The following is a 19,219-nucleotide window of genomic DNA, read 5'->3' on the forward strand; positions in this document are numbered from 1 at the left end:
TCGTTGTTGTTACTGCGGCGCCCGTGTGTGAGTCATGTCTCAGCGGAAGTACATCCTCCATATGGCATATTTGATGAATGGCAGAATTCAAGCAGTCCACCAAGCTTCATAATGTCCTTTACGACATCCGTGGACCGATTCTTCAGGCCGCCCAGCAGATGGAGGCGGAGGGTCATCGCATCCTCAAACTGAACATCGGAAACCCGGCCCCGTTCGGGTTTGAAGCGCCGGACGCGATCCTGGTGGACATGATCCGCCACCTGCCGCATGCCCAGGGCTACAGCGACTCGCGCGGCATTTTTTCGGCCCGCACCGCCGTCTCGCAGTACTACCAGACCCGCGGGATCCAGAACATCCACGTGGATGACATCTACCTCGGCAACGGCGTCAGCGAACTGATCACAATGTCGCTCATGGCCCTGCTCGACGACGGCGATGAGGTCCTCATCCCCACCCCGGACTACCCGCTGTGGACGGCCTCGGTTGCCCTGGCCGGCGGGAAGCCCGTGCACTACCTCTGCGACGAAGAATCCGGCTGGCAGCCCGACCTCGAGGACATGGAAGCGAAGATCACGCCGCGCACCAAGGGCATCGTGGTCATCAACCCGAACAACCCGACAGGTGCGGTGTACCCGAAGGCGACGCTGAAGAAGATCGTTGCCCTCGCGGAGAAACACGGCCTGGTGCTCTTCGCCGACGAAATCTACGAGAAGATCCTCTACGAAGACGCGGTACACGTAAACCTCGCCTCGCTCACCGGCGACGATGTCCTGTGCCTGACCTTCAGCGGGCTCTCCAAGGCCTACAGGGTCTGCGGCTTCCGGGCCGGCTGGATGGCCATCTCCGGGCCGAAAAAGGCCGCCGCGGACTACCTCGAGGGCATCAACCTGCTGGCCAACATGCGCCTCTGCGCCAATGTGCCGGCCCAGCACGCCATCCAGACCGCCCTCGGCGGCTACCAGAGCATCAACGACCTCATCCTGCCCGGCGGGCGCCTCCTGGAACAGCGGAACAAGGCCTATGACATGCTCAACGCCATCCCGGGCGTCAGCACGCAGCAGGCGCGCGGGGCCATGTATCTGTTCCCGAAGCTGGACCCCGAGGTCTACCACATCCGCGACGACGAGAAATTTGTCCTGGACCTGCTCCGCGAGCAGAAGATCCTGCTGTCCCACGGAAGGGCGTTCAACTGGGTCCGGCCGGACCACTTCCGGATGGTGACGCTGCCGAACGTCAAGGACCTCGAGGAAGCAATCAACCGCATGGCGGACTTCCTGAGCCGGTATAAGGGGAACTAGGCTTCGGTCAGCAGCGGAGCTCGGGGACTCGCCCGCGCAGCGGCTGCACGAAACTGGAAAGAGGCTTTCCATGACAGATGCTGTGATGTTCGAGCGGCACCCCGCCGAGACGCTGCTGGTCGGAAAAAAATTCAAGCTGAAGGACTGCGACCCGGACTCCACCCCGGGCTACCCGGGCGGGAAATCCGACGGCGAGGCGCTCCTGGCAGAGCTCGATGGCAAGCTGACCACCCTGCAGGAGCAGCTTTTCGCCGAATCCCGGTTCGGCGGCACCAAGCGCATCCTGCTGGTCCTGCAGGCGATGGATACCGCAGGCAAGGGCGGGATCGTCAACCATGTCATGGGCCAGATGGACCCGCAGGGTGTCCAGCTCAAGTCCTTCAAGGCGCCGACCCCGGAGGAGAAATCCTACGATTTCCTCTGGCGGATCGAGAAGGCAGTGCCGGGGGCCGGCATGGTGGGCGTCTTTGACCGCTCGCATTACGAGGACGTCCTGATTCACCGGGTCCACCGCTGGGCAAGTCCCGAGGAACTGGAGCGGCGCTACAAGGCCATCAACGAATTCGAGGCAAGGCAGGCGGCAGCCGGGACCACGGTGGTCAAGGTCATGCTCAACATCAGCCGGGACGAGCAGAAGGACCGGCTGCTCGCCAGGCTGGATGACGAAACCAAGGTGTGGAAGTACAGCAGCACCGACCTCAAGGAGCGCGCCTTCTGGAACGACTACATGGATGCGTACCAGGAGGCGTTCGAGAAGACGGCCACTGACATCGCGCCCTGGTACGTCGTGCCGGCCAACAAGAAGTGGTACGCCCGCATCGCGGTGCAGCAGCTGATGCTGGACGCCCTGGAAGGGCTGAAGCTGCAGTGGCCGGATCCGGAGTTCGACGTCGATCTGGAACGGGATCTGGTCGAGCGCTCCTAATACGGAGGGAACCGGCACGCCGCGGCGTGCCGGTGCCTAGCTCTTGTCCGCGGCCTGGTCCCGGGCCGCGGCGAGCCGCTTGCGGGCGCCTTCCAGCCACTGTTCGCAGCGCTTGGCCAGCGCTTCGCCGCGTTCCCACAGCGCAAGCGATTCCTCCAGGCTTGCGCCGCCGGCCTCCAGCTTGCCCACCACGGCGACCAGCTGCTCGCGGGCGTCCTCGTAGCTGAGGGCCTCGATGTCGGCGTTCGGGTTGGGTTCTGCTGCCATGTGGGTGCTCCTTGATTGTCGCGGTTTGTGCCGCGGTGACGCGGTGACGCTGTCTGTGGTGCTGACGGTGGTGCCTGTTCGGGGCGCTGACGGGTGGCCGTGTGGGCACGTCCGTCCGCCGGGGTTATTCCTCGGCCGGTTCCTGGCCGCCGGTGGATTGGGCCGTGAACCGGCCGCCGGCCACCCGAACCGTGAGGTCCGTGCCGGCGGGCACCTGGGACGGATGGCGCACAACGTCCCGGTGCGCCGCGGGGGCGTTTCCGTCGCCGGCGAGCTGGACCACCGCGTAGCCGCGATCCAGTGTCTTTTGCGGCGAGAGTGCGCGCACCTGCGCCTTGAGGTGGACCAGTTGGTCCGCTGCCCGCACGACGGCGGCGCTGATCGCCGAGTGCGAGCGGACCTTGAGCCGTTCGACGTCCTCGTGGCGCTGGCTGATCATGACGTCGGGGGAGAGCAGCACGGGGCGCGAACGCAGGGAGGCCAGCCGGTCGCCCTCGCGTTCAACGAGCCGGGTGACCCCGCGACGGAGCTGGTCCCGTGCCTGCCGGACCCTGACAAGCTCCTCGGCGACGTCGGGAACTATCCTCTTCGCGGCGTCGGTGGGCGTTGATGCCCTGAGGTCTGCGACGTCATCGAGGATAGGCCGGTCCGCTTCGTGCCCGATCGCGCTCACCACGGGGGTGGACGCGTCCGCGACGGCTCGGATGAGTTCCTCGCTGCTGAACGGCAACAGGTCCTCGAGGGCGCCCCCGCCGCGGGCGATGACGATGACGTCGACCACGGGGTGGGCGTCGAGTTCCCGCAAGGCCGCGATCATCTGGGCTACGGCGGTGTTCCCCTGGACCGCTACTTCGCGGATCTCGAATTCGACGGCCGGCCAGCGCAGGGCGGCATTGCGCAGTACATCCTTCTTGGCGTCAGAGTCGCGGCCGGTGATCAGGCCGATCCGGTGCGGGAGCAGTGGAAGCCGCTTTTTGCGCGAATCGGCAAAGAGTCCTTCGGCGGCGAGGGCCTGGCGCAGCCGCTCGATCCTGGCCAGGAGGTCGCCGAGGCCCACGGGCCGGATGTCCTTCACAGACATGTTCAGCCGGCCCGTCTTGAGCCAAAATTCGGCCTTGATCAGGGCTACAACCCGGGAACCGCGTTCCAGCGGGGCGGCCTGGCGGTCCAGCACTGTGGTCCAGACCGATGCCGGCAGCGAGATTTCGGCGTCGATGTCCCGCAGGGTCAGGTAGGCGTTGCTGCCACGCCGGTTGAGTTCGATTACCTGCCCCTCAACCCATGCCGAGGGCGCGCGGTCGATATGCATCTTGAGCTTCTGGGACAGCAACTGCAGCGGCCAGGGGTTGTCCGGACTGGTTTGGGCCGCGGTGGCCGGTAGCGTGGTGGCCGCCGCCGCGTCCTCAGGCATGCGTGGGCTCCATGGCCGGGAGTGCCTGGTGGAGTGCCTTGTGCATATGTGTGCGTGTCCTTTGCTGCGTGCCGTTTACTGCATGTCCTTACACCGGGACTGCCGGCGGCCCGCTCCCCGGCGGGTGGGCCGGCCGGCAGCCGGAAGTTGTCTCTGTCAACTCTATCCATAGCTCTACCACCGGGGTCCGACTTTATGGCCGCGCCCGGCCCCGCCCTAGGATGGGAGGGATGCCATCAACCTCCTAGGAATCCCTTGCGCACTTTTGTCTCTGCCGTCGCCGTCCTCATCGGGCTCCTGATGGCAGCCGTCGCCGTTCCAGCCATGTGGGTGGACCAGAACATCGTCCAGGAAGAGGGCTTCGTTGCCCTGACCGCGCCGCTGGGCAAGGACCCGGCGTTCCAGCAGCGGCTGGCCGCGGCCGCCGTCGACGGCCTGGCCGCCAGCGCCGGCATTCCCGAAGCCTTCACGGAGCTGGCCCGGCCGGTCCTGGACAGCGCGGCGCGCTCGCTGACGGGACTGCCCGGCTACCCCGAGGCCTGGGCTGAAACCCTGCGCAAGAGCCACCGCCTCACGTTCGCCGACCCCAGCACGCTGCCGCCGGAGGTTGACGGGTCGTCCTCGCTCACCCTGGATGTCGCGCCGCTTGCCGGGCTGGTGGCCAAGCAGGTCACTGCGGCGACCACCCTTCCGCTGGAGGCGCCCGGCCAGGTGCTGATCCATATCGGGCAGTCCGACCAGCGCCAGATGATCGAACGCGTCACCGTCTACGCCCCGATGGGCTACGCCGTTGCCGTCGGCGCGGCCATCGCCTTCATTCTGGCGTTCGTTGCGGCCCGACGCCGGTGGACCGTGCTGGTCGGAATGGGCGTTGGGACGCTGGTGCTCGCGGGGGTATGGAAGCTTGCCAGCGATGCCGCCGGCGCCGCTGTCGCCGGGACTTCGAGCGGTAACGATGTGGCGGAGCTGTTCAAGAACGAGTTCGTCGCGGCGTGCTCTGCCAGCTTCGGCCAGTGGATCGTCGTTGGTGCCGTCGCGGGAGCAGCACTGGTAGCCACGGGAGTGGCTGTCCGGGTCGCCGGCGGCCGCAAACGGGGCAGGATTGAACACCGGTAGCATGGGAGCATGACCACCACCGCTGTCTCCGTTCCGATGCCATCCGTTCCGCGCAGGCGGCGTTCCCCGGAAGACGTCCTGGCCGCGGCCCCGGTCGCCGGTCCCAAAAAGGTCCTCCTGGCAGCCCCGCGCGGCTACTGTGCCGGCGTGGACCGTGCAGTCATCGCGGTGGAAAAAGCCTTGGAGCACTACGGCCCGCCGGTATATGTCCGCAAGCAGATCGTGCACAACGTCCATGTGGTCAGCTCCCTGGAGGAAAAGGGCGCCATCTTCGTCGATGAAACCGACGAGGTTCCGGAAGGCGCCCTCGTGATCTTTTCCGCGCATGGAGTCTCGCCCGCCGTCGTCCAGTCCGCCGAGGACCGCGGCCTGCGCACCATTGACGCGACCTGCCCGCTGGTCACCAAGGTGCACCGCGAAGCCGTCCGGTTCGCCAAGGATGACTTCGACATCCTGCTGATCGGCCACGACGGCCATGAGGAAGTCGAAGGCACCGCCGGCGAGGCCCCCGAACACATCCAGATCATCAACGGCCCGCACGAGGTCGACAAGGTCACGGTCCGCGACCCGGAAAAGGTCATCTGGCTCTCGCAGACCACCCTCAGCGTGGACGAGACCATGGAGACCGTGCGCCTGCTCAAGGAGCGGTTCCCCACCCTGCAGGACCCGCCCAGCGACGACATCTGCTACGCCACCACCAACCGCCAGGTGGCCATCAAGAAGATCTCGCCCCAGGCGGATCTGGTGATCGTGGTGGGCTCCGCCAACTCCTCAAACTCGGTCCGCCTCGTGGAGGTGGCGCTGGAATACGGCGCCAAGGCCTCCTACCGGGTCGACTTCGCCAACGAGGTTGATGAGACGTGGTTCGAGGGCGCCGCCACGGTGGGCGTGACGTCGGGGGCCTCTGTCCCGGAAGTCCTCGTCAAGGATGTGCTGCGGCTTCTCGCCGACTACGGCTACGGATCGGTCGAGGAAGTCGTCACGGCCGAGGAAGACCTCCTGTTCTCCCTGCCGAAGGAGCTCCGGGCCACCCTGAAGCAGGCCGGCGACGTCACCCGCGCCCTCGGCGGCCGCGGCACCCGCCCCGAACAGTCCTAGGCACCGGACAGTCCTGGGTACTGGACAGTCCTGGGCATTGGACAGTCCTGGGGTACTGAGACCCAAGCGCAGGGCACCTAGGCCGCGGACTCTTCTGACTCGTCACGGGACTGAAGTTCCGGGGCCGCGACTGCCCGCGGTGTAACTTCGACGGCGGGGGGAGTGGCCAGTCCGGCGGCTTCCAGGGCGTTGAGTTTCCTCGCGGTCGGCAGGACGCGCGCCTCAAGGGTCCCGACCATGGAGTTGTACCGCTCAACCGAGGTCTTCAGCGAGGACCCCAGCTTGGTGACGTTCTCGCCGAGCGTGCCCATCCGGTCGTAGAGCTGCCGGGCGAGCTCGAAGAGTTCCCGGGCGCTGTCCGTCAACACGTCCTGCCGCCACGTGAACGCCACCGACTTCAGCACCGCCAGCAGGGTCCCGGGGGAGGCCAGGACCACGTTCTTGGCCAGTGCGTAGTCCAGCAGGGCCGGGTCGGCCGTGAGGGCGGCGGCCAGGATTGATTCCGCCGGCAGGAAGCAGACCACCAGCTCCGGAGAGTTGCCTGGGATGTCCCAGTACTTCTTGCTGCCCAGCGCGTCCACATGGGCCTTCAGGGCCTTGGCATGGGCGGCGAGGTGCGCCTGCTGGCTGCCGGGCAGCTGCGAGGACTGCTGGCCCGCCTGGGCGGCGCCGAGGTCCTGGGCGGCAAGATACGACGCCAGCGGGACCTTTGCGTCGACCACCAGCTGCTTGTCGCCGGGCAGCTGCACCACGAGGTCGGGCCGGAGGCTGCCGTCCGTGCCGGAGCTGTGGGCCTGCCCGCTGTGGAGCTGTTCGTGGAAGTCCACGTGCCGCAGCATGCCTGCCGCCTCGACCACCCGGCGCAGCTGGACCTCGCCCCACTGGCCGCGGGCGCTGTTGGAGCGCAGAGCGGACTCCAGCGCATGCGTGGACCGCAGCAGCTGCTCATCGGACAGGCGGGCCTCCTGCAGCTGCTGGGCCAGCTGGCCGTACTGCTCCAGCCGGTCGCGTTCGAGCAGGGATACCTGCTGCTGCACGGCAGTGAGCTTTTCTGCCACCGGCGCCAGCGCACGGAGCACACTGCCGTCGTGGTTCCGGGACTCGCCGAGTTCCCGGTTCTGGGCCGCGAGCAGGCGCCTCTCGGCGTCGGCGGCGGCGAACTGGGCGCTGACCTCGGACAGCCGGGCTGACACGCCGTCGAAGTCCTGTTCCACGGCCAGATAGCGCCGGCGCAGCAGGACATAGACGACGGCGGCGCCGGTGACGGCGCCCGTGAGCAGCATGAGCAGGGCGAGAATCAGAGAAAAAGCTTCCATGTCTTCACTGTGACATGCCCCTGTGACAGTTTTGGCTTCGACGCCCGGAACACCCTGGAACACTCCGGGATGTACCCGCCGCACCACCCGACAACGCCCCGGGAACACCCCACAACGCCCCGCGCCCGCGCCGGCACCCTGCCGCGCCACAGGCGCAGCCGCAGGCCGCAGCAACGGCCGGCGGCTGGTGCGGGTAGAATATATGCTCGTGGCTCTTACTATTGGCATCGTCGGACTGCCCAACGTCGGCAAATCAACCCTTTTCAACGCACTGACCCGCAACCAGGTCCTCGCGGCGAACTATCCGTTCGCCACGATCGAGCCCAACATCGGCGTCGTGAACCTGCCGGATGCCCGGCTTGAAAAGCTGGCCGGCATCTTCGGCTCCGCGCGCCTGCTGCCCGCCGCCGTGTCCTTCGTGGATATCGCCGGCATCGTCAAGGGCGCCTCCGAGGGCGAGGGCCTCGGCAACCAGTTCCTCGCCAACATCCGTGAGGCCGAGGCCATCGCGCAGGTTGTCCGCGTGTTCGATGACCCGGACGTCATCCACGTCGACGGCAAGGTCGATCCCAGCTCCGACATGGAGACGATCAACACCGAGCTGATCCTGGCCGATCTGCAGACCATCGAAAAGGCCATCCCGCGGATCGAAAAAGAAGTCAAGATCAAGAAGCGGGAGGCCGCCGAACTGGCGGCCATCCTGGCGGCGCAGGCAGTGCTGGAACGCGGCGACACCATCTTCTCGTCCATCAAGAGCGACAAGCTGGAGATGGAGCACCTCAAGGAACTCGGCCTGCTCACGGCCAAACCCTTCATCTATGTCTTCAACTCCGACGAGGGAATCCTCGGCAGTCCGGAGAAGCAGGCGGAACTGCGGGCCCTCGTGGCCCCCGCCGACGCCATCTTCCTGGACGCCAAGCTCGAGTCCGACCTGGTGGAGCTCGACGAGGCAGAAGCCCGCGAGATGCTGGAAATGAACGGCCAGGATGAATCCGGGCTGGACCAGCTGGCCCGCGTCGGCTTCCACACCCTCGGACTGCAGACCTACCTGACGGCCGGCCCCAAGGAAACCCGCGCGTGGACCATCCGCCAGGGCGACACTGCCCCGCAGGCGGCTGGCGTGATCCACTCCGATTTCCAGCGCGGTTTCATCAAGGCCGAGGTCGTCTCCTTCGATGACCTGATCGAGGCCGGTTCCATGGCCGAGGCGAAGGCCCGTGGCAAGGTCCGGATCGAAGGCAAGGAATACATCATGGCCGACGGCGACGTCGTGGAATTTAGATTTAATGTGTAGATTCTTCGCCTGAATCAGTAGAAATGCCGCCCTCCGTGAAACGTACGAGGGCGGCATTTCTTGTAACAGAATTGATAGTCGTAGCGTCGAGGGCCTTCGGACGGAGTCCGGGTGCATAGGAAATTTCGGGGTTTTTCCCCGGATACCCAATGACCTGCGACTCCAACGCGAGGCGATGCGGGTCTTTCCCTTACCAGCGCTCACGAGTCATTTCACAGCTAACCCCTTGATGCCGACCGGGGAGGGGGCCATCCCGGTCGTTTCCTTATGGCCCGATTCCGTCGGAGGCAGATCCGGTACGCTCCGTGGACCTGCAGTCCACTCCCGGTCCAGTATTCCGAAGACGAACTCGCTTCCCCACGTACCTTTGAAAAAGACGTTTTCGTGGAAGTGGGCTTCCCTCCGCATTCCCACCCTCTCAAGAAGCCGGGCCGCAGAATCGTTGAGCGCGTCGGTGACAGCTAGTATGCGGTGGAGATGCAACTGCTCGAAGGCGTAGCCGAGGAGCCCCAGAACCGCCTCACGGCCATACCCGTGCCCCTGGTGCTCGGGCGCTAGCGTAAATCCCAATTCCGCCTCGCTCTTTTCAGTGTCGTTCACCTTTAATGCAACATCGCCGATGAGAATGCCGTCGGCACGTCTTTCGAGGGCGAACTGGTACCACTCTCCCGGTATGCCGGGCTGGATGTTTTGCATCGAGTTGATGAGGGTGCGACCTTGTTCAAGGGTGTAATTGCTCCAGCTTTGGTACCGCTCGACCTGGGGCTGGGCGCGATAGGCGGCAAAGGCTTCTGCATCTGCCGGATGGAATGGGCGGGCATGAAGGCGCGGTGTTTCGAAATGGGCGACAGCGGGTCCTGTTTCGGGGCCGTTGAAAGTCGGCATTTAGTTTCTTCTCCTCGTAGGAACTTTGGATTTGTTTCGGGAGTGCTGCGGCCCGTTCGCACGGTGGTGAGGCTTGCTGCGCCGGGTTCGCCGGAAGCGTGCCGGTTCGCCGTCCGTGGCGGAGAATCGCGGCGATGACTCCAATGAACGGGCTCTGCCTTCACTATTGGCCGGAGACCTTTCACAGTGAGAACTGCAATCTAGACGGCTCATTCGGACAGGCGCCAACTTACCTCGTCTGCCTCCAAACGCTGGCGTGCGGTGTTCAGTCCCGCTCCCACTGGTACGTGACCGGTAGCCGCTGCCAGCCCGAAGACCGGCATATCGCTATACACGCTTTCCCTGCCACCGGGCATCGTCTCGTAGGTTTCGTGCCATACGCCGATGTCGCCAGTACCGGCGGATTCGCGCATGAATCGGCGCCAGGGCTCAAGGTGCGGCGCCGACCGGTCGGCCGCGAACCGCTGCAGATGCTCCGGGCTCCTCCAGTAGCTGACCATGATGGTCGTCCGCCCGAACCATTGCTGGTAGCCCAACAATCCGGCCTCCGGCGTCTTGGCCAGGTGGGCAAGCATCCTGGGCATGGCCGCCCCCACCCGTGCCACTTTCCCGAATTTCCACCACCGGTTGGCGCGCATCCCAATCAGGAAGATTGTCACCGGGCCGCCTCCGGGATCGGCAGTGAAACGTCCTGCGTGCACTTGCTCCGATATGGGCTTCTCCTATTCATAACGCTGTTACAGAACAGTGTTATGCAATACTTGTCCTATGGCAAGACCCATAGTCCACGATGAGACCCTGCGTCGCAGGCTGCTCGACACCGCAGCCTCCCTCATCGCCCGCGACGGCGCCGCCTCCTTATCGCTGCGCAGTATTGCCGCTACCGCTGGGACGTCGACGACGGCGGTGTATTCGCTCTTCGGGGGCAAGGCGGAGCTGTTGACTGCCGTGCTCGACGATGGCTTCGCTTCCTTTGCTGCCTCCCAACAAGAGGTCGCCGCTGCCGGCCTCGAAGCATTGGGCCGGGCTTACCGAACTTGGGCACTGGAGCATCCGATCCTCTACGGCCTGATGTTCGGCGGCTCACTGGCCGGCCAGGTGCCGTGTCGGCCGACGCCGGGTGCCACTGAGCCGTCGATCGCGCCGCTGTTCGCCGCGGTTGCCGCAGCGCTGCCCGGAGCAGCGGATGACGAGATCGCCTCGATGGTCGCCGTCGTGTGGGGCCAAGTCCACGGGCTGGTGTCACTGGAGCTGGCCGGTGCACCGGCTGCTGGCTGGATCTGGGATGTGGCCTATGATGCCGCTATCAGCCAGATTGGCCGCTCGCTGCGACGCTAGGGAACATTAGTCCTCAAGCAGCCGGCGGACCATGGGGTCGCAGTAGCCGTCGAAATCCGGATCTCGTGATGGTCGACCAGTATGTTCGTCAGCGTACCCCCTGTTCTACAACGGGTTGTTTGGTGACGGAACGTGGTGGAGTTCCGCTTTAACGTCTGAGTCAGCTCCGGTACCTCCCGGGAATCCTCGGCCGAAGTGTTGGGGAACTAAACGTTCTTCCGAGACGGTGATTGTTCCCGAGGCGGTGGCGGCTCGGAGTGCGCTAGCCTGAACGGCGTGGACCGCATAGACATGGATGACGCTGCAACGCTCGTGACCCTGCTGCATGATGGGAGGCGCTCCTCGTCGCTCCGTGCGCTGCTGCCGGGGTGGGACATGCTGCAGGCCGACGTCCCTTCCCGGGAACGGGTAGAGACGGCAATAGCGGTCCTGGTCGGTTCCAGCCTTGCTGAGGTCGACTCATCCTGGGGGATGCGGCTCACGGAGCAGGGCGTGCAGCTCAGGCGGTCCGTGAAAGGTGCTCGGGGGATGCGGGAGATCCCGGAGGCAATCAGCGATCTGCTGGTAGGACGCCAGTTGAGCCGTGCAACGCTGAGTCTTCCTCACGAGGTCTTTGATGCGGCGCGCGAGGACTATCTGGACGCGGCCCAACGCAGGGCTGAGCGCCGATCGCGACATCGCTGGTGGTGGCCCGACCCATCCAGGCCCCGTCCAAGGAAGCCGCCATCCTCGACCTCCTGAGAAGCACGAACGGCCACCCGTGACGTTGTTCGACTGCCGAACGTAGTGGAGTTCCGCTTCAACGTCTAGTTTCTGATCTCCCTGAGGCCAAAAGCGATAGCCGCTAAGAACACGTGTTCTTGGCGGCTATCGCTTTTGCGAGCGGGTAAGGGCTTCACGGACAGTTGGCTATGTGGCGGACTCAAGCCAGGAGCTTACGGCGTCGCGTGCGGCGGCGGGCTGCTCGTGGAACAGGAAGTGGCCGGCACCTTCGACGACGGTGAACCGGGCCGTGGGCAGCGCTTCTGCCATTTCTTCGGCAGCGTTCAGAGGGATGAGGCGGTCCTGGGCTCCGTGGATGATCGCTGTCGGGCAGGCGATGGACGGCAGAATCGAGCGAAGATCGGCGCGCTGCACGACTGCCTGCTGCTGTCGGAGGAAGGCTTCTGCACCGACTGGGCTGGTCATGGAGCGCCAAGTGGCTAGGAGTGCATCGTCGGATTCGTTGTCTGCCGCGACGACGCCAGGGAAGGCGGCGTCGACAAGAGCGTCGAAATGCCCGCCTTCAACGAGCGCGGACTGGCGCGCCCGCGCTTGGAGCTGCTCCGCGGAGTCGGCTCGGGCGGACGTGCTTACGAGTGCGAGAGCGGTGACGCGATCGGGCGCCTGTCGGATGACTTCGAGGGCGACGTACCCTCCCATGCTTGTTCCGAGAACAGCAATGTCGCCGACGTTCTCGCGGAGGATCCGTTCGGCCATGGCCGCAATGGTGTCGTCGTGCCGGGTGTCGGCCAAAGTGACTTGCCCGCGCGTCCAGACGGTATCGATCACCGGGGCGTAAGCGAGCGGAGAGCAGAGCAGAGGCGGTATCAGGACAATATTCACGTTCTCAGTCTTGCTGAACCTGCCGACAATAAACTATCGACGCAGGCGTTCTGGCTCACGGTAATCATTTCGACCACCAGAACAGACCAACCGCGTTGATCCAACACACGAAACCGAATCTGTTATCAACGGGCGATGCTTACGGGCTTTACGGCCGTGTTGTTAGGATCGGGCCGACCGTACTGACCATGAGCGTTTACGCGAGAGCGAGGATCCGTGAAAGCCGACCATTATGACAGTTTTGCCGAGAGCTACTCGGCGGAAAACGAGTCCAGCCTCCTCAACGCCTACTACGAGCGGCCGGCGATGATTGGCCTCGCCGGCGACGTCGACGGCCACCGGGTCCTGGATGCAGGGTGCGGCTCCGGGCCCCTGTCCGCGGCACTGAGCGCGAAGGGCGCGATCATGACCGGATTCGATTCCAGTCCTGCGATGCTCGAACTGGCAAGACAGCGACTTGGCGGAACCGCGGATCTATACTTGGCCGACCTCAGCAAGCCGCTGCCTTTCGCGGATGGCTCCTTCGACGACGTTGTCTCGTCTTTGGTTCTGCACTACCTGGAGGACTGGTCAGCGCCGCTTGGCGAACTGCGGCGCGTGCTGAAGCCGGGCGGTCGCCTGATCCTGTCGGTCAACCACCCCACGGTCAGCGTGATCACCCAACCAGCCGAGGACTACTTCGCCATCCGGCAGTACTCGGAGGATTACGAGTTCGATGGGGAGACTGCGGTTCTGACCTTCTGGCACCGACCACTTCACGCGATGATCAACGCCTTCACATCGGCGGGATACCGCGTCGCCACCGTGAGCGAACCAGGGCCATCTCCAAACACACCGCACGAACTCCTTCCGCCGCGCATCCTCACCGGCGAGAAGACAGCGTTCCTGTCCTTCATCTTCTTCGTCCTCGAAGCCGGCTGATGGCAGCTGAGGAACGTGAGGACACGAGCCGCCGCCGTCCCAGTTCACGCCAACGACCTGTCGCGATGGTCAGCCGTGATGAGAAGGAGGCTCTCCGCCGCCCGGCAGCGCGGTAATTCTGCCAAGTAATTAAGGATTAACTGGAGGGCCCCGATTCTCGGATTGGGGCTTTTCCTGTGTGCGGCGCTTTTATCCTTTTGTTACGCCGCCGTCAACGTTTTGTGGGAAAGCTGGCCCTGCGGAAGCTGCCCAATGTTGCAGCTCCATAACGAACTTTACGGTGAGTCAACTTTGGTGGCTCCGGACGGTCTTTGGGGTTACGCTTCATGCCATGTGAGACGGGCCACACTGCCGCTGGGGGAGTGTGGACGTCTGTCTGGCGCCTTCGGCGCCGGTCTCACCCACACCACAGAAACAAGGAGGCGGAATGCGCTTGGGTCGTATTTCCAAAGCAGTGGGCGTGGCGGCAGCAGCTGCCATCGCCCTCAGCGCCTGCGCGGGCAACGGCGGCGGGACAACCCCGACCACTGCGGCGGCAGCAAGCAAGCAAGGCGGATCGGCAACCGTAGTAGAGGTCAACGCGTTTAATACGTTCAACCCGAACACGGCCGATGGAAACACTGACATCAATTCAAAGGTCAGCTACGCCACGCACTCGGGCTTCTTCTACATCGACAACAAGCTCAATGTTGTCCGCAATGAGAAGTTCGGCAAGATGGAAAAGGTCTCTGACGATCCGTTGACGGTGAAGTACACCATCAACGACGGCGTGAAGTGGTCCGACGGCACTCCTGTTACCGCAGCCGACCTTGTGCTGCAGTGGGCCGCCTTCTCCGGTTACTACAACGACGCCGACGCGGAAGGTAAGACCGGAACGTCCTACTTCTCCTACGCCGGTGACCCCACCGGTATCGCCCTCACCGACTTCCCGGAACTCGGTGACGACGGCCGCAGCATGACGCTGAAGTACTCCAAGCCCTTCGCGGACTGGGAAATCGCCATCGGCGGCCCCGGCGTCGACATCCCCGCCCACGTCCTGGCCAAGAAGGCAGGCCTGGCGGACACCAAGGCGTTCATTGACCTGCTGAAGGGCATGCCCCGCGGCGATTCCAAGGCCCCCAAGCCGGCGAACGCCCAGCTCAAGGCTATGGCGGACCTGTGGAACACCGGCTTTGACACCAAGACCCTGCCGGCCGATCCGAGCCTTTACCTCTCCAACGGTCCGTTCATCGTCAAGAGCGTCAACCAGGACCAGTCCCTGACCATGGTCAAGAACAAGGACTACAAGTGGGGACCGGAAGCCAATCTGGACGAAATCACCGTCCGCTACATCGGTGAGGCACCCGCCCAGGTCCAGGCTCTCAAGAACGGCGAGGCCGACATCATCGCCCCGCAGGCATCCGCGGACACCGTGGAGCAGCTCAAGGCACTCGAAAGCCAGGGCGTGACGGTCGACGTCGGCAACCAGCTCGCGTACGACCACATCGACCTGAACTACTCGGGCCCGTTTGCCGACAAGAACGTCCGCGAGGCGTTCATGAAGGCCGTCCCGCGTACGGACATCGTCGACAAGATCGTCAAGAAGCTGGATCCGAAGGCTGCACCGCTTGACTCCCAGCTGTTCGTTCCGGATCAGGCCCCGTACGCCGACTCGGCCAAGAACAATGGTTCCTCCGCCTACCAGGGTGTGGACATCGAGGGTGCCAAGAAGCTCCTCAACGGCGCCACCCCCGAAGTTCGCATCATGTACAACAAGGACAACCCCAACCGTGTTGACGCTTTCTCCCTGATCAGCGAGTCCGCCACCAAGGCCGGCTTCAAGATCGTCGACGGCGGCCTCGGCAAGTCTGACTGGGGCAAGGCCCTCGGTGACGGCAGCTACGATGCCACCATCTTTGGCTGGAGCAACTCGGGTGTCGGCGTGTCCGGCGTTCCGCAGATCTTCAAGTCCGGCAACGACTCCAACTTCAACCAGTTCAGCGACCCCGCAGCCGACAAGCTGATGGACGAACTGATTGTCACCACCGACAAGAGCAAGCAGGACGGCCTCGTTGCGCAGATCGACAAGATGATCTGGGATTCGGCCTACGGCCTGCCGCTGTTCCAGTCGGTTGGCGTGGACGCGTACAGCGACCGCATCACCGGTGTGAAGTACATGCCGAACCAGACCGGCGTTTGGTGGAACTTCTGGGAATGGGCGCAGAAGTAGCCCGCGACCCCAAGTAACACTGCTGGAAAGGCGTCGGGACCACAGCTTCTTCGGTCCCGGCGCCTTTCTGGCGACATCCCTGACGATGCCGTGGTCCCGCCGCCACATCGGCGGGAACCGGCCAAACTCCGCGACCGGTCCGGGCAATCCCTGGGCCCGAATTCCGAGGTTCTATTCCAATGGTGACCTACATCTTCCGGCGGCTCGTGACTGCCGCCCTCATCCTTCTCGGTGCGTCTTACCTCGTATATCTCCTGACAGCGGCGTCCGGCGATCCCCTCGAGGAATTCCGCGCCAACCCCACGCCCCAGAAGCAGCAGCTCATGGACGCGAGGACCGAGCTCTTGCAGCTGGACACCCCGGCCCCGCTGCGGTACTTCAAATGGTTCGGCGGCGCTGTCCAGTGCCTCGTTCCGTTCGCCAACTCCTGTGACCTCGGGAAAAACATCGCCGGTCAGCCCATCACCGAGGCCCTCGGCTTCGCGCTCGTCCAGACCCTGACCCTCGTCACCGCGGCAACGGTGCTCGCCATCCTGATCGGCATCACCCTGGGCATCGTCACCGCCCTGCGGCAGTACAGCACCCTGGATTACGGCGTGACGTTCATGGCCTTCCTGTTCTTCTCACTGCCGATCTTCTGGGTCGCCGTCCTGCTCAAGGAATTCGGCGCCATCGGCTTCAACGACTTCCTGCGGAACCCCGACGTGCCGCTGCCCGCGGCCCTCGGGATCGGCGTCGTCGTCGGCGCAGTGACAGCCGTCGCGGCGGGCGGGACCATGCGGCGCCGGCTGCTGGCCGGCGCCGTCGCCTTCGCCTTCGTCACCGCGGTGCTCATTTACTTCTCCGCCACCGAATGGTTCAAGACCCCGGGCATGGGCCCCGTGGTCATCGCCATCGCCGGTGTCGGCATCGCGTTCGCCGTGACCCTGCTCTCCGCCGGGCTGAAAAACCGCAAGGCCCTGCAGTCGGCCCTCATCGCCGTCGGCGTCGGAGTCGTGCTCTACTTCCTCCTTCAGCCGCTGCTCAACGAGGCTACGTTCCTGATGATCGTGCTCCTGGCGGTCGCCTTCGTCCTGATCGGCATGGGCATCGGCTACCTGGTGGGCGGCTACGACCGCGGGCAGTCCATGCGGGCGGCAGCCATCACCTCGTTCCTGGTCGGCTTCCTGATCCTGCTGGACCGGTACATGCAGGCGTGGCCCAGCTACTTCAACAACAGCCGTGTGCGCGGCCGGCCGATCGCCACCATCGGTGCCAGCACGCCGAACATCCAGGGCGACTTCTGGGTCCTGAGCCTTGACTCCTTCACGCACCTGATCCTGCCCACCCTGGCCCTGATTCTCATTTCACTGGCCAGCTACACCCGCTTCACCCGGGCCTCGATGCTCGAAATCATGAACATGGACTACATCCGCACGGCCCGGGCCAAAGGCCTGAGCGAGCGGACCGTCATCATGCGCCACGCCTTCCGCAACGCCCTGATCCCGATCGCCACGATCGTGGCCTTCGACATTGGGGCGCTGATCGGCGGTGCCGTCATCACCGAAACCGTCTTCTCGGTCCGCGGCATGGGCTTCCTGTTCCTGGACGGGATCGCGCACACCGATCCCAACCCGGTCATGGGCGTCTTCATCTGCGTGGCCATCACGGCCATGGTCTTCAACCTCATCGCGGACCTCGCCTACTCCGCACTGGATCCGCGCGTAAGGGTAAAAGCATGAGCCAGCCAAGTCAGCAGGAAGTAATCATGGCCGAAGACGAAGCCTCGCGGATATCAGCCGCGGCCGGCGTTGAGCCGGTCCTTGAGGCCAAGGGTCTCAGCCAGGGCCAGATCGTCCGGAAGCGTTTCCTCGGACACTCCGGCGCCATTATCGGCCTCGTGGTGTTCGCCTTCATTTTCATCCTGGCCTTCACCTCGGTGGGTTACCTGGGAATCCCCGGCTGGTGGAAGTACTCCCACACGCAAGTCTCGCCACTGGTCAACGGCGGCGCACCGACCTCCTCGCTGTGGCCGCTGGCCTGGGGCGAACATCCGTTCGGCCAGGACCGGATCGGCCGCGACCTCTTCGCCATGACCATGCGCGGCGCGCAGCAGTCCATCACCATCATGATCGTGATCGGCCTCATCGCCGGCCTGATCGGCGTCGTGGTCGGTGCCATCTCCGGGTACTTCCGCGGCTGGTCCGAGGCCATCCTGATGCGCCTGACCGACGTCATCATCATCATTCCGGCCCTGTTGCTGGCCGCCGTCATGGCCGCCCTCGCCGGCCGCCGGGACCAGGGGAGCTGGTTCGCCTCCTTCGCCAGCACCAACGGCGTCCTGGCCCTCGGAATCTTCCTGGGCCTGATCAGCTGGGTCGCCTTGGCCCGACTGATGCGCGGCGAATTCCTGTCCCTGCGCGAACGTGAGTTCGTGGATGCGGCCCGGATTTCCGGCGCCAGCAACGCCAGGATCATCTTCAAGCACATCCTGCCCAACGCCGTCGGCGTGCTGATCGTGAACGTGACCCTGACCATGTCCGCCGCGATCCTCACCGAAACGGCGCTGAGCTACCTCGGCGTCGGCGTCAAGGCCCCGGACACGTCGCTGGGCCTGCTCATCTCCCAGAACCAGCAGGCCTTCGCCACACGGCCCTGGCTCTTCTGGTTCCCGGGCATGTTCATCGTGCTCATCTGCCTCAGCATCAACTTCATCGGCGACGGCCTGAGGGACGCCTTTGACCCACGGCAGAAGAAGTTCAATGCCAAGAAGGCGGCCGATCATGGGGGTGCCGCGGTGCAGGCAGGTACCGTCACCGGACTTGGCGCCTCGGCGCCTGAGGATCCCCGCAACGACGGGCCGGCTGACGGAACACGGGGCCAGTAGATGCCGGCCCCGTGCAGGACCGCTCTAACCGGCGGTAATCGCCAGGTAGCTTGCCGCCAGGAGAAGTACGACGGCGCCAATCGCCACCCAGCGGACGGTCACCGTTGCCGCGGTGCTGGCGGCGTCGCCGGCGGCGAGCTGCCCGCCTTCCACGAGGTCATGCCACCGGGCCCGCACCAGCATGGCAGCCTGGCCGGAATCCGTGGTCTTCAGATCTCCCGGACGGACCGACTTGCCGGGACCGTAGGTGGTTGCCGGCAGGCCGTGGAGGTCCTCCGGGCGGGCATGGCGGCCGCCCCAGATGCCGGGGGCCGGCGCGGCCCAGGAGGTGTAGCTCTTCCGGGCGGTGACCAGCGTCAGCGCAAAACGGGTATCGACGTGCACCAGCGCTGCCCACGGCACCTCAATCGAGCGGAACGGATTCTCCAGGGTGACGCCGGCATCGTGGACTACAACGGACGGCATCCAGAACAGTTGCCAGCCCATGAAGGCAATGAAGGCCAGCGGGGCGATGCCGCCCAGCGCCCCCGGACCCGCCATGACGACCGTGACCACGACACCGAACGCGGCCACCGCCCAGGACAGCAACGCGAACCATTTGTTGGTTCGTGCTTTGAAGACTTCAACATTTCCGGCGTGCGGCGTAGAGCTCATGCCCCCAATAATTCAG

17 protein-coding genes are annotated in these 19,219 nt (G+C 64.7%); 10 read left to right on the plus strand and 7 right to left on the minus strand.

What is annotated here, in order from left to right:
• Window positions 1–77: 77 nt before the first annotated feature.
• Together AC1DN2_RS10820 and AC1DN2_RS10825 are read left to right on the plus strand one after the other, a co-directional pair.
• On the plus strand, window positions 78–1,298 hold the full coding sequence (locus AC1DN2_RS10820) for a pyridoxal phosphate-dependent aminotransferase (protein ID WP_079550274.1): 1,221 nt from the start codon (window positions 78–80) through the stop codon (window positions 1,296–1,298).
• A gap of 70 nt (window positions 1,299–1,368) precedes the next feature.
• Window positions 1,369–2,223 carry a polyphosphate kinase 2 family protein gene (locus tag AC1DN2_RS10825; protein WP_476850328.1) on the plus strand — a complete coding sequence of 285 codons (855 nt, stop codon included), beginning with the start codon at window positions 1,369–1,371 and terminating at the stop codon, window positions 2,221–2,223.
• 36 nt (window positions 2,224–2,259) lie between these two features.
• On the opposite strand, the gene AC1DN2_RS10830 is transcribed toward AC1DN2_RS10825, so the two are convergent.
• A complete protein-coding gene (locus AC1DN2_RS10830) occupies window positions 2,260–2,490 on the minus strand; it encodes an exodeoxyribonuclease VII small subunit (protein ID WP_476850329.1) in 231 nt (76 codons plus the stop codon).
• A 124-nt stretch (window positions 2,491–2,614) separates the two neighbouring features.
• Entirely contained in the window at window positions 2,615–3,901 is a 1,287-nt protein-coding gene (gene xseA, locus AC1DN2_RS10835; protein WP_230009060.1) for an exodeoxyribonuclease VII large subunit, read from the minus strand.
• A gap of 255 nt (window positions 3,902–4,156) precedes the next feature.
• On the opposite strand from xseA, the gene AC1DN2_RS10840 reads away from it, so the two are divergent.
• Both AC1DN2_RS10840 and AC1DN2_RS10845 read left to right on the plus strand, forming a co-directional pair.
• On the plus strand, window positions 4,157–5,017 hold the full coding sequence (locus AC1DN2_RS10840; RefSeq protein ID WP_476850330.1) for a hypothetical protein: 861 nt from the start codon (window positions 4,157–4,159) through the stop codon (window positions 5,015–5,017).
• Window positions 5,018–5,026: 9 nt separating this feature from the next.
• Complete coding sequence (locus AC1DN2_RS10845; RefSeq protein WP_476850331.1) at window positions 5,027–6,115, plus strand: 4-hydroxy-3-methylbut-2-enyl diphosphate reductase; 1,089 nt, start codon at window positions 5,027–5,029, stop codon at window positions 6,113–6,115.
• 77 nt (window positions 6,116–6,192) lie between these two features.
• Here AC1DN2_RS10845 and AC1DN2_RS10850 read toward each other — a convergent pair whose 3' ends face one another.
• Window positions 6,193–7,431 (minus strand): DNA recombination protein RmuC, encoded by a 1,239-nt coding sequence (locus AC1DN2_RS10850; RefSeq protein ID WP_230008652.1) that lies wholly within the window; start codon window positions 7,429–7,431, stop codon window positions 6,193–6,195.
• 208 nt (window positions 7,432–7,639) lie between these two features.
• Here AC1DN2_RS10850 and ychF point away from each other — a divergent pair, with 208 nt between their 5' ends.
• Window positions 7,640–8,725 carry a redox-regulated ATPase YchF gene (gene ychF, locus AC1DN2_RS10855; RefSeq protein ID WP_028275710.1) on the plus strand — a complete coding sequence of 362 codons (1,086 nt, stop codon included), beginning with the start codon at window positions 7,640–7,642 and terminating at the stop codon, window positions 8,723–8,725.
• A 207-nt stretch (window positions 8,726–8,932) separates the two neighbouring features.
• Here the strand turns inward: ychF and AC1DN2_RS10860 are convergent, their stop codons facing one another.
• Both AC1DN2_RS10860 and AC1DN2_RS10865 read right to left on the minus strand, forming a co-directional pair.
• Window positions 8,933–9,610 (minus strand): GNAT family N-acetyltransferase, encoded by a 678-nt coding sequence (locus AC1DN2_RS10860; protein ID WP_476850332.1) that lies wholly within the window; start codon window positions 9,608–9,610, stop codon window positions 8,933–8,935.
• 209 nt (window positions 9,611–9,819) lie between these two features.
• Window positions 9,820–10,269 (minus strand): DUF4188 domain-containing protein, encoded by a 450-nt coding sequence (locus AC1DN2_RS10865; protein WP_476850333.1) that lies wholly within the window; start codon window positions 10,267–10,269, stop codon window positions 9,820–9,822.
• Window positions 10,270–10,378: 109 nt separating this feature from the next.
• Between AC1DN2_RS10865 and AC1DN2_RS10870 the strand changes: the two genes are divergently transcribed.
• On the plus strand, window positions 10,379–10,948 hold the full coding sequence (locus tag AC1DN2_RS10870) for a TetR/AcrR family transcriptional regulator (protein ID WP_476850334.1): 570 nt from the start codon (window positions 10,379–10,381) through the stop codon (window positions 10,946–10,948).
• A 909-nt stretch (window positions 10,949–11,857) separates the two neighbouring features.
• Here the strand turns inward: AC1DN2_RS10870 and AC1DN2_RS10875 are convergent.
• On the minus strand, window positions 11,858–12,553 hold the full coding sequence (locus tag AC1DN2_RS10875; protein ID WP_476850335.1) for an alpha/beta fold hydrolase: 696 nt from the start codon (window positions 12,551–12,553) through the stop codon (window positions 11,858–11,860).
• Between the two features lie 216 nt (window positions 12,554–12,769).
• Here AC1DN2_RS10875 and AC1DN2_RS10880 point away from each other — a divergent pair, with 216 nt between their 5' ends.
• From AC1DN2_RS10880 to AC1DN2_RS10895, 4 genes are all read left to right on the plus strand, one after another.
• Window positions 12,770–13,474: a class I SAM-dependent methyltransferase gene (locus tag AC1DN2_RS10880; RefSeq protein ID WP_476850336.1), complete on the plus strand. Its 705-nt coding sequence runs from the start codon at window positions 12,770–12,772 to the stop codon at window positions 13,472–13,474.
• 427 nt (window positions 13,475–13,901) lie between these two features.
• Window positions 13,902–15,683 (plus strand): ABC transporter family substrate-binding protein, encoded by a 1,782-nt coding sequence (locus tag AC1DN2_RS10885; protein WP_476850337.1) that lies wholly within the window; start codon window positions 13,902–13,904, stop codon window positions 15,681–15,683.
• A 179-nt stretch (window positions 15,684–15,862) separates the two neighbouring features.
• Entirely contained in the window at window positions 15,863–17,404 is a 1,542-nt protein-coding gene (locus AC1DN2_RS10890; RefSeq protein WP_476850338.1) for an ABC transporter permease, read from the plus strand.
• A gap of 26 nt (window positions 17,405–17,430) precedes the next feature.
• Window positions 17,431–18,549 (plus strand): ABC transporter permease, encoded by a 1,119-nt coding sequence (locus AC1DN2_RS10895; protein ID WP_476850371.1) that lies wholly within the window; start codon window positions 17,431–17,433, stop codon window positions 18,547–18,549.
• Window positions 18,550–18,573: 24 nt separating this feature from the next.
• On the opposite strand, the gene AC1DN2_RS10900 is transcribed toward AC1DN2_RS10895, so the two are convergent.
• Complete coding sequence (locus AC1DN2_RS10900) at window positions 18,574–19,203, minus strand: PH domain-containing protein (protein WP_476850339.1); 630 nt, start codon at window positions 19,201–19,203, stop codon at window positions 18,574–18,576.
• Between the last annotated feature and the right edge of the window lie 16 nt (window positions 19,204–19,219).

The sequence above is a fragment of the Arthrobacter sp. 01L42 genome (genome assembly GCF_056400005.1).

Coding starts and splice junctions, on each gene's coding strand:
- AC1DN2_RS10820 (WP_079550274.1), top strand. CDS start 78: ATGGCAGAATTCAAGCAGTCCACCAAGCTTCATAATGTCCTTTACGAC.
- AC1DN2_RS10825 (WP_476850328.1), top strand. CDS start 1,369: ATGACAGATGCTGTGATGTTCGAGCGGCACCCCGCCGAGACGCTGCTG.
- AC1DN2_RS10830 (WP_476850329.1), bottom strand. CDS start 2,490: ATGGCAGCAGAACCCAACCCGAACGCCGACATCGAGGCCCTCAGCTAC.
- xseA (WP_230009060.1), bottom strand. CDS start 3,901: ATGCCTGAGGACGCGGCGGCGGCCACCACGCTACCGGCCACCGCGGCC.
- AC1DN2_RS10845 (WP_476850331.1), top strand. CDS start 5,027: ATGACCACCACCGCTGTCTCCGTTCCGATGCCATCCGTTCCGCGCAGG.
- AC1DN2_RS10850 (WP_230008652.1), bottom strand. CDS start 7,431: ATGGAAGCTTTTTCTCTGATTCTCGCCCTGCTCATGCTGCTCACGGGC.
- AC1DN2_RS10860 (WP_476850332.1), bottom strand. CDS start 9,610: ATGCCGACTTTCAACGGCCCCGAAACAGGACCCGCTGTCGCCCATTTC.
- AC1DN2_RS10870 (WP_476850334.1), top strand. CDS start 10,379: ATGGCAAGACCCATAGTCCACGATGAGACCCTGCGTCGCAGGCTGCTC.
- AC1DN2_RS10885 (WP_476850337.1), top strand. CDS start 13,902: ATGCGCTTGGGTCGTATTTCCAAAGCAGTGGGCGTGGCGGCAGCAGCT.
- AC1DN2_RS10890 (WP_476850338.1), top strand. CDS start 15,863: ATGGTGACCTACATCTTCCGGCGGCTCGTGACTGCCGCCCTCATCCTT.
- AC1DN2_RS10895 (WP_476850371.1), top strand. CDS start 17,431: ATGGCCGAAGACGAAGCCTCGCGGATATCAGCCGCGGCCGGCGTTGAG.
- AC1DN2_RS10900 (WP_476850339.1), bottom strand. CDS start 19,203: ATGAGCTCTACGCCGCACGCCGGAAATGTTGAAGTCTTCAAAGCACGA.